Source organism: Streptomyces sp. NBC_01296, from assembly GCF_035984415.1.
Lineage (GTDB): Bacteria > Actinomycetota > Actinomycetes > Streptomycetales > Streptomycetaceae > Streptomyces.
In genome coordinates this window covers 100,336-112,282 of sequence record NZ_CP130721.1, presented here as the reverse complement: position 1 = coordinate 112,282, position 11,947 = coordinate 100,336, and the positions used below count along the sequence as shown (strand labels likewise).

12 protein-coding genes are annotated in these 11,947 nt (G+C 71.3%); 1 reads left to right on the top strand and 11 read right to left on the bottom strand.

The genetic code is table 11. The features are described from left to right. Window positions 1-49: 49 nt before the first annotated feature. The 7 genes from OG299_RS41000 to fabG all read right to left on the bottom strand — a co-directional run bounded on the left by OG299_RS41000 (window position 50) and on the right by fabG (window position 7,973). Complete coding sequence (locus OG299_RS41000) at window positions 50-1,102, bottom strand: HAD-IIIC family phosphatase (RefSeq protein WP_327364779.1); 1,053 nt, start codon at window positions 1,100-1,102, stop codon at window positions 50-52. Continuing rightward, the gene (locus tag OG299_RS40995) at window positions 1,099-2,283 is read right to left on the bottom strand and encodes an acyl-CoA dehydrogenase family protein (RefSeq protein WP_327364778.1); all 1,185 of its coding nucleotides are present in this window, start codon (window positions 2,281-2,283) and stop codon (window positions 1,099-1,101) included. The genes OG299_RS41000 and OG299_RS40995 overlap by 4 nt, the downstream gene beginning before the upstream one ends. 21 nt (window positions 2,284-2,304) lie before the next feature. Further along, on the bottom strand, window positions 2,305-2,559 hold the full coding sequence (locus OG299_RS40990) for an acyl carrier protein (protein WP_327364777.1): 255 nt from the start codon (window positions 2,557-2,559) through the stop codon (window positions 2,305-2,307). A 41-nt stretch (window positions 2,560-2,600) separates the two neighbouring features. Continuing rightward, the gene (locus OG299_RS40985) at window positions 2,601-3,452 is read right to left on the bottom strand and encodes a 3-hydroxyacyl-CoA dehydrogenase family protein (protein WP_327364776.1); all 852 of its coding nucleotides are present in this window, start codon (window positions 3,450-3,452) and stop codon (window positions 2,601-2,603) included. A 15-nt stretch (window positions 3,453-3,467) separates the two neighbouring features. Then, window positions 3,468-5,954 carry an FkbM family methyltransferase gene (locus OG299_RS40980; RefSeq protein WP_327364775.1) on the bottom strand — a complete coding sequence of 829 codons (2,487 nt, stop codon included), beginning with the start codon at window positions 5,952-5,954 and terminating at the stop codon, window positions 3,468-3,470. A 228-nt stretch (window positions 5,955-6,182) separates the two neighbouring features. Next, window positions 6,183-7,163: an aromatase/cyclase gene (locus tag OG299_RS40975; RefSeq protein ID WP_327364774.1), complete on the bottom strand. Its 981-nt coding sequence runs from the start codon at window positions 7,161-7,163 to the stop codon at window positions 6,183-6,185. A gap of 24 nt (window positions 7,164-7,187) precedes the next feature. Next, entirely contained in the window at window positions 7,188-7,973 is a 786-nt protein-coding gene (gene fabG / locus OG299_RS40970; RefSeq protein WP_327364773.1) for a 3-oxoacyl-ACP reductase FabG, read from the bottom strand. A 176-nt stretch (window positions 7,974-8,149) separates the two neighbouring features. Here fabG and OG299_RS40965 point away from each other — a divergent pair, with 176 nt between their 5' ends. Next, complete coding sequence (locus OG299_RS40965) at window positions 8,150-8,602, top strand: nuclear transport factor 2 family protein (RefSeq protein WP_327364772.1); 453 nt, start codon at window positions 8,150-8,152, stop codon at window positions 8,600-8,602. A 293-nt stretch (window positions 8,603-8,895) separates the two neighbouring features. Here OG299_RS40965 and OG299_RS40960 read toward each other — a convergent pair whose 3' ends face one another. The 4 genes from OG299_RS40960 to OG299_RS40945 are packed head-to-tail and all read right to left on the bottom strand — an operon-like array spanning window position 8,896 to window position 11,934. After that, window positions 8,896-9,057, bottom strand: a complete 162-nt coding sequence (locus OG299_RS40960; protein ID WP_327364771.1) for a hypothetical protein — start codon at window positions 9,055-9,057, stop codon at window positions 8,896-8,898. Window positions 9,058-9,104: 47 nt separating this feature from the next. After that, window positions 9,105-9,371: an acyl carrier protein gene (locus tag OG299_RS40955; protein WP_327364770.1), complete on the bottom strand. Its 267-nt coding sequence runs from the start codon at window positions 9,369-9,371 to the stop codon at window positions 9,105-9,107. 56 nt (window positions 9,372-9,427) lie between these two features. After that, window positions 9,428-10,672: a ketosynthase chain-length factor gene (locus OG299_RS40950; protein ID WP_327364769.1), complete on the bottom strand. Its 1,245-nt coding sequence runs from the start codon at window positions 10,670-10,672 to the stop codon at window positions 9,428-9,430. Then, complete coding sequence (locus tag OG299_RS40945) at window positions 10,669-11,934, bottom strand: beta-ketoacyl-[acyl-carrier-protein] synthase family protein (protein ID WP_327364768.1); 1,266 nt, start codon at window positions 11,932-11,934, stop codon at window positions 10,669-10,671. The genes OG299_RS40950 and OG299_RS40945 overlap by 4 nt, the downstream gene beginning before the upstream one ends. Between the last annotated feature and the right edge of the window lie 13 nt (window positions 11,935-11,947).

Here is an 11,947-nt window from a genome sequence, read left to right as displayed (position 1 = left end):
TCCGTCTCGTTCTGTGGCGCTGCTGGGAAGGGTCTCGAGGGGGGGCGGGTCAGCCCCCGAGGGTGACGTCCATGTACGGGGGGAACTCCGGGATCCGGGAGAAGTCGTTCTCCAGGACCGAGATGTCGCCCTTCTTGGCGATCTCGCGGAAGCCGGCAAACTTGTAGGTGATGTACATGGTCCGGTTGCGGTCGGTCGGCACGAACTCGGCGCGCAGCCGCACCCCGGCCCGGTGGGCCTCGCGGATCAGGTGGCCGAGCAGCACGGAGCCGACGCCGCGGGACATGACCCGGCAGGACATCAGCAGCAGCTTGACGGTCCACACGCCCTCGCCGCGCTCGACGAGGGAGAGGCCGATCTTGCCGTAGGTGCCGTACTTGTCCTCGAGACCGGCGACCAGCAGGTCGTGGTCCGCGGAGCGGCGGAACGCGTCCAGCTCCTCGTACGAGTACGTGTAGCCCGTGGCGTTGAGCTGGTTCGTACGGACCGTCAGCTCCTCGGCGCGCTGGAGGTCGCGCTCCTCGGCGGGGCTGATGGTGAAGCTCATGCCGAGCGAGGCGAGAAACTCCTCGGAGGTGCCCTCGTGGGACTCCTCGGCGGCGTTGCGCTGTGCGTCGGCGCGGTAGAGGTGGCGGCGTTCGCGGGAGTCCGCGGTGACGAACCGGGGGTGCATCTCGGGGAGCTGCGGGATGTCCGCGGCGTCGAGGGCGTCGATGCAGCGCACCTGCGGGTGGGCGAAGGCGACCTCGTCGCGCTCGAAGGGCTGGTCGTCGACGAAGGCGAGGGTGTCGATGCCGATGTTGACGGCCTTGGCGACGGCCTGCACGGAGTCGGACTTGTTGCCCCAGTTGATCTGGGGGTAGAGGAAGTACTCGGCGATGCCGAACTCCGTCAGCTTGGCCATGGCCGCGTCGTGGTCGTTGCGGCTGGCGATGGAGTGCAGGATGCCGCGCTCGTCCAGGACGCGCAGGGTCTCCACGACCTCGGGGCGCAGGGTGACCTCGGCGTCCTCGAGGAGGACGCCGTCCCAGACGGTGTTGTCGAGGTCCCACACCACGCACTTGACTGTGGTCACGACGGGGGTCTCGGTGGTCGTCGTCATCGGTCACTCACTTCCACGGTCTGCGGCGAGGGGGTGCGGCGGAGCAGGGCGCGCTCCTGGAAGGCGTACTCGGCGAGGCCCACCTGGTGGAGCTGGGAGCTGCCCTCGATGACCTCCATGACCTTGGTGTCGCCGAGGAGCCGCTGTACGGGGTAGTCGGGGCCGCAGCCGTTGGCGCCGTGGATCTGCACGGCGTCGGTGGCGGCGCGGGCGGCGGCAGAGGAGGCGAAGTACTTGGCCGTCGAGGTGGCGGCGAGCGCCCCGGGGTCGCGTGCGTCGCGCAGCCGGCCCGCCTCCAGGCACAGCAGCCGGGCGGCCCGGGAAGAGGTGTACATGTCGGTGATCATGCGGCGGACCAGCTGGTGCTCCCGGATGGGGACGCCGAACTGGACGCGGTCCGCCGCGTAGTCGGTGGCGGCCTCGAGGCAGGCGTCGAGGATGCCGACGCAGCCCCAGCCGACGGTGTACCGGCCGAGGTCGAGGGCCGCGCCGGTCACGTGCGAGACGCCGAGGCCCGGCCGGGCCAGCAGGTTCGCGCCGGGGACGCGGCAGTGGTCGAAGTACACGTTCGCGGTCATCGAGGCGCGGATGCCGATCATGTCCTCGATCAGCTCGGTGCGCAGGCCGGGGGTGTCCCGTTCGACGAGCAGGGCGGTGGGTCCCTGCTCGCTGCGGCCGACGACGAGGAACAGGTCGGCGCTCTCGCCGTACGTGATCCACTTCTTGTGTCCGTCGAGGATCCAGTCGTCGCCGTCCGGGGTGATCCGGGTGGTGACGGAGGAGGCGTCGCTGCCGGTGCCCGGCTCGGACACGGCGAGCGCGCCGATGCGCTCTCCGCGGGCGAGCCGGGGCAGCCAGGTGTCCTTCTGGGCGCGGGTGCCCCAGCGGGCGACGGCGTGCGCCACCATCGTGTGGACGGTGAGCAGACTGCGCAGCGAGGAGCAGGCGCGGCCGAGCTCCGCGGCCAGCAGTCCGAGCGTCACCGCGTCGCAGCCTCCGCCGCCGTACTCGGCCGGGACCGGCAGCCCGAGCAGGCCCTCGTCGGCGAGCAGCCGGATGGCCTCGGGAGGGGTGCGCTGGGCGCGGTGCCGGGCATCCGCGTACGGGGCGACACGGAGGTCGGCGAAGGCCCGGAACTCCTTCTGGGCCTGCGCCTGCTCCGCGGTGAGCGTCGTCGTCATCTGGGGTCGGCTCCGCTCGCGCTACGGGGCGACCGGCGCGGCCAGCTTGCGGCTGACGAACGCGTCGAGTGCGTTGATGGAGCGGAAGTACTCCAGCTCCAGGTCCTCGTTCTCGACGGTGATGCCGAACTCGTGCTCCACGAAGGAGACGAGCTGCATCGCGAACATCGAGCTGACGAAGCTGAGCTCGAAGATGTCCTGGTCGTCCTTGAGGTCCTGCACCGGGATGAAGCGGGAGAGGTACTCCGCGATCCTGGCCTTGTTGTCCGTGCTCATCTCGATCCGTCCTGTCGTCTTCGGTGCGGTGTACGGCTCGGTCAGCGGTACGTGTGGAATCCCTGGCCGCTCTTCCGGCCGAGCAGGCCGGCGGCGACCATCTTCTTGAGCAGGGGCGCCGGCCGGTACTTGTCGTCGTTGAAGCTCTCGTAGAGCACTTCGACGGATTTCAGGATGGTGTCGAGACCGATGAGGTCGGCGGTCTCCAGAGGGCCCATCTTGTGGTCGAAGCAGGTCTTGAAGATGCGGTCGACGTCGGCTGCGGGGGCCACGCCGTCCTGGACCAGGAAGACGGCCTCGTTGATGGTGAGCATCAGGACGCGGTTGGAGACGAACCCCGGCACGTCCTCGACGACGATGCACTCCTTGCCCAGCTCGGCCAGGAAGCGGCGTGCGGTGTCGATGGTCTCGGGGGTGGTGTGGTAGCCGCGGATGACCTCGACCATCGGCTTGAGCGGCACCGGGTTCATGAAGTGCATGCCGACGACGCGCTCGGGACGGCTGGTGACCGAGCCGACGCGGGTGATGGAGATGGCCGAGGTGTTGACGGCGAAGACGACCTCGGGCCGGCAGATCCGGTCGAGCTCCTTGTAGACCTTCTCCTTGATCGCCCATTCCTCGGTCACGTTCTCGACGACGAAGTCCGCCTTGGCGAGCTGCTCGTAGTCGGTCGTGAACTCGATCTTCTCGAAGATCTCGGCGGGGTCGACCGCGGCCTTGCGGTTGAACATCGCGAACGCGCGGAGGCTGTTGCGGAGCTCCTTGCGGGCGTTGTCGAGGATCTCCTCGGAGAGGTCGACCAGAACGACGCGGTGGCCGGTCTGGGCGAGGTTCTGTGCGACTCCGACGCCCATGACGCCGGCTCCGACGACTCCTGCTGTCGTGAATTCCATGACTGGTCGACTCCGTTAGCGTGCGCCGCGTACGGCGTAGATGTTGTAGATGTCCGTGCCGGCGTAGAGCTCGTCCTGTTCGGCCTCGGCGTGGAACCCGCGGCTCTCCAGGAGCGCGACCAGACGGGCCACCTCACCGTCGGCGTCGTGCGCCTCCAGCACCATCTGCTGGATCTTGGGCCAGTCCTCGTCGGCGATGCCGTCGATGACCTGGCGCTCGCTCTTCTGCACGTCGATCTTGATGAGGTCGATGCGCTCGATGTTCTGCTCGCGGATGATCGCGCTCAGCGGGCGCAGCCTGGCGGTGAACTCGATCGCCTCGAAGCGCACGTCCATCAGCTCTTCGGTGTACCCGGCGAGCTCGTCGGCCGCCTCGTCCCCGCCGGCCTCGCGCTGGTTCGCGATGATGGTGCGCAGGTTGTGCTTCTCCTCCGCCTCGTCCGGGTGGAACGAGGACATGCCGGAGCTGCGGGGGTAGAAGGTGAGGTTCGCCTCGGACTCCTCGTCGGAAATGCCGATGTTGAACAGCGTGGCGTCGGCGCCGTGCTCGGCGACGTTGCGGCCCAGGAGCTCGAACAGCGGCGGGGCCGGCTCGAACGTGTAGATCTTCACGTTCTTGGCCTCGTAGTGCGCGAAGAGCGTGAAGAGGCCGATGTTGCCGCCGACGTCGACGACGGTGGCGCCGTCGGAGAGGGTGATCCCGTTCTTGCCGTAGACGCGGTGGTCGAAAATGTCCTCGTAGAAGTGGCGGGTCTCCGCCTCGTTCTGGTGGGAGACCATCATGCCGTTGGGCAGCTCGAAGCGGGCGAGCGAGCTGCCGGTGTGCGAGGAGCCCGAGGTGTCGCCGTCCAGCTCGGCCTGCGGGTCGCGGCCGGCGCGCAGCGCGTCGATGGCCTTCGCCATCCGGGCCAGCGTCGCCCATTCGTACACCTGGCGCAGGGTCGGCTCGGTACCGAAGGCGCGGGTGATGCGCAGGATCAGGCGGGTGGCCAGCAGCGAGTTGCCGCCGAGCTCGAAGAAGGAGACGTCCCGGGGGAGTTCCTCGGTCTTCAGCAGCCGGGCCCACAGGGCGTGCAGCTCCTGCTCGGTGGCGCTCGGCCCGTCCTCGGCGGCGGGCGCCAGGGCGCCGGCCGGGGCGGCGCCGTCGACCGCGAGGGCCTCGGCGGGGAAGGCCGTCCAGTCCACCGCGCCGCCGGCCAGCCACAGCCGGCCGAGCGCCTTGAGGGCGACGGAGGTGTCGGAGCGGCGCTCCAGCGGGTGGCGCATCGAGGCGACGACGGTACCGGTGCCGGCTCCGCGGACCTCGGCGGCCAGGCTGCTCAGCGTCTGGCCGGGGCCGGCCTCGAGCAGGGCGTGGTCCGCGCCGATGGCGCGCAGGCCGTCGGCGAAGCGGACCGGGCTGACCAGGTGGCGGGCCCAGTAGCCGGGGTCGGTGGCCTGCTCGTCGGTGATGAGCTGCCCGGTGACGTTCGAGATGTACGGGATGCTCGGGCGCTTGAGGGTCAGCGTCCTCGCGAGCTCGGTGACCTGGTCCGCGATCGGCTCCATCATGGTGGAGTGGAAGGCGTGCGTGGTGGTCACGCGGCGGTTGATGACGTCGCGGGCGCGCAGCGAGGCCTCCAGCGCCGCGATGTCCTCCTCCGGTCCCGCGACCACGCAGAACGAGTCCCCGTTGACGGCGGACAGGGAGAGGTTCGGTCCGAGCTCGGCGGACACGTCCGGCTCCGGCAGCATGACGGCGAGCATCGCGCCCTGCGGCAGCGTGTCGATGAGCGCGGCGCGCCGGGCGACCAGGGTCAGGGCGTCCTTGAGGGAGAGCACGCCGGCCAGCGTCGCGGCGACGTACTCGCCGAGGCTGTAGCCGGTCAGGACGGCGGGGCGGGCGCCCCAGCTGCGCCACAGGCCGGCGAGCGCGTACTCGATGACGAAGAGGACGGGCTGCGCCAGCTTCGTGGCGTTCAGCCGGCGCTCCTCGGCGCTGACGGGTGCACTGTCGCGGCCGAGCATGCGGCGCAGGTCCATGGCCGGGGCCCGGTCCGCGTCGGCGGTCTCGTCGGCGGTGGCCGGGAAGACGACCTCGCGGATGTCCAGGCCGAGTTCGGGGGCCAGCAGCTCGGCGCAGCGGTCGACCTCGGCGCGGAAGACCGGGAAGTCGCGGTACAGGTCGCGGCCCATGCCGAGGTAGTGGTCACCCAGGCCCGGGAAGAGGAAGGCCAGCGGCGCCTCGGTGGCGTCCTGCTCCTTGGCGCCCAGCTCGACCGGGCCCTCGGGGCCGGTCAGCACGGCGCCGCGGTGCGTCGCGGAGCCCGCGCCGACGGTGCGGCGGGTCACCGGGGAGGCGGCCGCGGGGGCACCGGCGGGGGCGTTCTTGAGTGCGGCGAGACCGGCGTCAAGGGAGGCGCCGTTGGCCCCGCTGACCAGGGCGAGGTGCCACGGGAGCGGACCGGCCGGCGGACCGGCCGCTTCGTGCCTCTCCTCGGCGATGATCGTGTTGGGGGTCATACCTCTCCTTGGGTGTGTCGGAAGTTCCTGCGCGGCCCGTGTGGGGCCGGGGCTGTGGTCAGGGCGTCGCTGGGGGACGCACGCAAAGCAACCCCGGTCTGGAGGACCGGGGCTGCACATGTGTGGAGGAGAGCCCGCGTGCCGCCCTGGTGTGTCCGAGGGTTCCGTCGCCGTTCAGCCTGGTCAGAGCTGCTTGAGCGGAGCCGGAGCAGCGGTGGACACGACGGGTCAGGCCGCCCGGGCTCCGTCCCGGCTCTGCTCCCCGGTGGCGGACTCGGCATGTGCCTTGGCGAGATTGAGGGTCGCCGTGCTGTTGCGGCCGAGCGCTTCACGGACGTAGCGGCGGCATTCGGCGATCCCGGCCTGGGGACCCAGGACGCGGGTGATGTTCTCCTCGCGCAGCACGACGCTGTGCTGCGAGGTGACGGTCACGCCGGTCTCGTCCTCGACGAGCGACCACTCGCCGGTGTGCGCCGACATCAGCAGGGGCGTCGCCGTCTGCTTGTAGACGATGCGGCGGGCGTGCGGGAAGCAGACCCGGACCGACTCGGTCGTGTGGGAGCTGCCGTCGGCGGTCAGGGTGTCCATGGACATCACCTGGACGCCCGGCTCCGGCTCGGTGACGTCGAGGCGGGAGACGTGCGGGACCAGCGTCGGCCAGTCCTGGACGCGGTGGAGGAAGGAGTAGACGCGCTCGGCCGGGCCCTCGACGCGCACGGAGTCCTCGAAGGACATCACGAGGTCGTCGAGGCGCTCCCAGCCCTCGGCGAGCTGCTTGATGTTGCCGAGCTCGGCCCGGCTGTTGGTGTCGGTGGCGCGCTCGACCCACGCGACGTTCTCGGCGTTGTCGCCGGCGACCGTGAAGTCGTGCAGCAGGACCAGCCGGCAGGAGGCGGCACCGCGCGGCTCGACGATCCAGGTGCCGCCCATCGACTCCAGCGGGGAGGCCGGGACCTCCTGGCGGAATGCGATGCGGCGCTGCGCCACGTCCAGGGTGCGCTTCGAGGTCCAGGACTTGATCCGGCCGTTGGCGGTGGCCCACATGCGCAGCCGCTCGTGCGTCCCGTCGAACTCCAGGCGTTCGACGTGGACGTTGGGCGGGAAGTACAGCGGCCACTGGACAGCGTCGGAGATCAGGCCGTAGACCACCCCGGCGGGTGCGGCGACGGTGACGTCGTGCGTCGTGCGGTGCACACGCTCAGCGGACATCGTGGGGAATCCCTGCTTTCCGGATCAGAAGTTGCCGAGGCCGCCGCAGACGTTGAGCGCCTGCGAGGTGATGGACGAGGCCACGTCGGTGGTCAGGTAGCCGACCAGGCCGGCCACCTCCTCGGGGGTGGAGTAGCGGCCGAGCGGGATCTTCGCGGTGAACTTCTGCTTGATCTGCTCCTCGGAGGTGTCGTACGCGGCCGCGTAGCCGGAGCGCACGCGCTGGGCCATCGGGGTCTCGACGTATCCGGGGCAGACCGCGTTGACGGTGATGCCGGTGGGGGCGAGCTCGTTGCCGAGCGCCTTGGTGAAGCCGACGACACCGTGCTTGGAGGCCGAGTAGGGGGCGCCCAGCACCACGCCCTGCTTGCCGGCGGTGGAGGCGATGTTGATGATCCGCCCGTAGGAGGCGCCCTCGAGCCCGCCGTACTTGAGCACCTCGCGGGTCAGCAGGAAGACGCTGTTCAGGTTGGTGTCGATGACGTCGTACCAGAGCTCGTCCGTGAGGTCGGCGGTCGGGCCGCCGCCGCTGCGGCCGGCGTTGTTCACGAGGATCGAGACGGGGCCGAAGGCCTCGACCGCGGCGGCGACCAGCGCCTTGACGGATGCGGGGTCACGGACGTCTGCGGCGGAACCCTCGACCTCGAGGCCTTCGGCCCGCAGGTCCTCCACGGTCTGCTTGACCTGCTGCTCGGTGCGGGCGCAGAGGAAGACGCGGTGGCCGCGGCGGGCGAGGTCGCGGACCACGGCCAGTCCGATCCCGCTCGTGCCCCCGGTGACCAGGGCCACTGGCTTCGTCTCTGGCTTCATCGGTGTACCTCCAGAACGGCATTGATGTCCTGACCATGTCCCGCTCACCTCGACGGCCGCACGAACGCGACTCGAGAACCGGCAGGGGCCGGTCCGGCGACGGGTTCGAGGGGTCTTCGAAGCCCGCTCGACCCGGAGGGACGAAGGTGGCGCCATCCACCAGAACGGAGCACTCCATGACCCTCCAGGCCGGCACGGGACCACAGGCGGCCGCGGCCTTCGGTGCCCTGTACGCCGAGGTCCAGCAGTTCTACGCCCACCAGATGCAGCTGCTGGACCTCGGTGAGTCGCAGCGCTGGGCCGAGACGTTCACCGAGGACGCCGTCTTCGACGTGCCGACGCTGCCGCAGCCGGTGCGCGGACGGGCGGGCCTGGTCACGGCGACCAGCCGCAGCGCCGCGCAGCTGGCCGAGGCCGGCCAGCGCCACCGGCACTTCATGGGCATGTTCGACGTCTGCGAGCGCCCGGACGGCGCCGTCGGCGTCCGTTCGTACGCGATCGTCTACGCCTCGCAGATCGGCGGCGAGTCCCGGGTGCACCGCGTGTGCGTCTGCGAGGACGTGCTGGTCCGTGTCGAGGGCGCCCTGCGGGTCGCGACCCGCCGTGTCACCCGCGACGACCTGGTCTGACCGGGCGGGCACGGCCCACAGACGGGCCGGAGCCGCCGCTACGGCTCCGGCCCGTCCGGCGCTCCCGTGGCGCGGGACGGTGGCCAGACGGATCCCATCAGGCAGAACGGGGCCGCGCCCGTTCCCGCCGGTGACCGGGCCCGCGTTGTTCAGGCACCGGCCGCCGTCGCTCTGGACGCAGGCGTACACCCCGTCCGCGATCTCGGTGGTGGCGTCCGCCACGGCGGCGGCCTCCGCCTGCAGCCGGGAAGCGTCCGTATCAACGCGTCGATCGCCGCGGCCGAGCGGAAGAACTACGGGTCCAGGACGAACTCGTCGGTGTTGATGTGGTGTTCGTCCTCCAGCCACATGATCACCTTGAGCAGGGCGAGGCTGTCGACGGCGCCCGCCGCCGGGAAGCCGAAGTCCGCGTCCAGCTCGTCGGCGGAAACGTCCGGCAGGAACTCGCGGAGCATGAACTCTCTGATGGCCGTGCGGGTGGGCCGGTCGTCGGCCGGGAGGCTCAGGCGGTGACGCGGACGGAGAGCGCCCGGTTGACGAGCTCGAGGTACTTCCGGGGGGTCTCGGCCTCGTCCATGGCCTCCTCGTCGAGCGTGATGTCGTACTCGCGCTCGATGAGCCCGGTGGTCTGCAGGAGCGCCAGCGAGTCGTAGCCGAGCTCGAAGAAGAGCATGTCGAGGACGTCTGCGCCGTCCAGGTCCACGCCCTCGTCTTCGCCGGCGCACTCGCGCAGCAGGCGGGTCAGGTCGGTCAGCTCCATGTGCTCCATCGGGATCTCCTCTTGGCGGTTCACGGTGTCGGGGGAAGAAGGCGGGGCTCGCCGGATCAGGCTGCGCGGACCACGGCGGCGGCGTTGAAGCCGCCCCGTCCGCGGGCCAGCACCAGGGCGTTGCGCAGCGTGGTCCCGGTCCGCGGGACGTCGGTGACCAGGTCGATCGGGCAGTCGTCGGCGGGGGTCGCGGTGCCGGTGGTCGGCGGGATCACCTGGTCCCGCAGGCTGAAGAGGGCGGCCGCGAGGTCGAGGGAGGCGCCGCCGGACAGCAGGCGTCCGGTCATCGTCTTGGGGGCGGTGACCGGTACCCCGTGCGGCCCGAACAAGGCGGTGATCGCCTCGGCTTCGGCGCGGTCGGCGGCGCGTTCGCCCGCGGCGTCGGCGAAGACGACGTCGATGTCGCCGGGGGCCAGGCCCGCGTCGGCCAGCGCGAGCCGGGCGGCGTCGGCGAGGCGGGGGGTGTCCGGGCCGTCGAAGGTGGCCGCGTAGCCGGCGAAGGAGCCGTAGACGCGGGCGCCGCGCTCGCGGGCCGCCCCGGCGTCCTCCAGGACGAGCAGGGCACCGCCCTCGCCCACGATGTGGCCCGAGGCGTCGGCGTCGAAGGGGAGATAGGCGCGGGCCGGGTCCGCGACGGGGCTCATCCCGCCGTCGGCGAGGTGCGCGGCCCAGCCCCAGGGGCAGATCCCGGCGTCGACGGCGCCGGTGACCATCAGGGTGGCGCCCTTGCGCAGCTGGCGCCGGGCCTGTGCGACGGCGTCCAGGCCGCCCGCGCCCTCGGTGACGATGACGCCGCTGGGGCCGCGCAGCCCGTGCCGGATAGAGATCTGGCCCGAGTTGACGGCGTAGAACCAGGCGAAGGACTGGTATGCGCTGACGTACTGGCCGCCCTTGCTCCACAGGGCTTCCAGTTCGCGCTGGCCGAACTCGAAGCCGCCCGCCGAGGAGGCGGTCACCACGCCCGCGCCGAACTCGGGCAGCTGCGCGGGGTCGGCGCCCGCGTCGTCGAGGGCCTCCTTGGCGGCGGCGAGCGAGAGCCGGGTGACGCGGTCGGTCTGCGGCAGCAGCCGGCTGGGGACGTGGTCCGCGTCGACGAAGCCGGGGACCTCGCCGGCCAGGCGTACGGGGTAGCCGCTCGCGTCGAAGCGGCTCACCGGGCGGATGCCGCTCTCGCCGCGCAGCACGGCGTCCCACCAGGCCTGGGCGCCCAGTCCGTTGGGGGCGGTGACGCCGACGCCGGTGAAGACGGCGGTGGCGGTCTTCACGGCGGCGCCGGACTGGTCGAGTGTGGCGGCGGTCATGCTGCTTCTTTCAGACTCGGGCGGTTGAGGACCATGGCGCTCTGGAAGCCGCCGAAGCCGCTGCCGACGCTGATCACGGCGTCGGTGCGCTGTTCGCGGGCCGTGAGCGGGGTGTAGTCCAGGTCGCAGTCCGGGTCCGCCTCGTGCAGGTTCGCGGTGGGCGGCACGGTGTTGTGCGCGATGGCCAGGGCGCTGGCGGCCACTTCCAGGGCGCCGATGGCCCCAAGCGAGTGCCCGATCATCGACTTGATGGAGCTGACGGGCACCTCGTAGGCGCGCTGTCCCAGGCTCCGCTTGAAGGCCGCCGTCTCGTGCTTGTCGTTCTGCTTGGTGCCCGAGCCGTGGGCGCTGATGTAGTCGACGGCGGACGCGTCGAGGCGGGCCTCGGCGAGCGCGGCGGTGATGGCCTCGGCCATCTCGGCGCCGTCGGGGCGCAGTCCGGTCATGTGGTACGCGTTGCTGCGGCTGGCGAAACCGGAGATCTCGGCATAGATCCGGGCGCCGCGGCGGCGGGCCCTCTCCAGTTCCTCGACGACCAGGACGGCCGAGCCCTCGCCGAGGACGAACCCGTTGCGGGTGCGGTCGAAGGGGCGCGAGGCGGTCGCCGGGTCGTCGTTGCGGGTCGAGGTGGCGCGGATCGCGTCGAAGCAGGCCACGGTGATCGGGGAGATCGGCGCCTCGGTGGCGCCGGTGACCATCACGTCGGCGGTGCCCTCGCGGACCAGGTCGACGGCGTGTCCGATGGCGTCGAGGCCGGAGGTGCAGCCGGTGGAGACGAGCGAGACCGGCCCCTGTGCGCCGCTGTCGCGGGCGACTTCGGCGGCCAGCGAGCTGGGGGTGAAGTAGTCGTACAGGTGGGAGACGGCCCGGGTGTGGTCCACGTTCCAGAGCCGCCCCGTGTCGCTGACGGCCGCGTACTCGTTGTCGAGGCCGCTGGTGCAGCCCACGGCGCTGCCGAGGCTGACACCGGTGCGCAGCGGGTCGATCCCGTCGGCGACGCCGCTGTCGGCGATCGCCTCTCGGGCGCCGGTCAGCGCGAAGAGGGCTGCGCGGTCGAGGCGGGCGGCCTCCTCGGCACCGAACCCGTGGGCGTCGGGTCGGAAGTCGACCTCGGCGGCGATGCGCGAGCGGAAGGAGGACGCGTCGAACAGGGTGATGGCCCGGGTGGCCGTACGTCCGGCCGTGAGCAGCTCCCAGTACGCCTTGGTGCCCACTCCTCCTGGGGCGACGACCCCGATACCGGTGATGACCACCCGTCTCATCGATTGTCCCTCA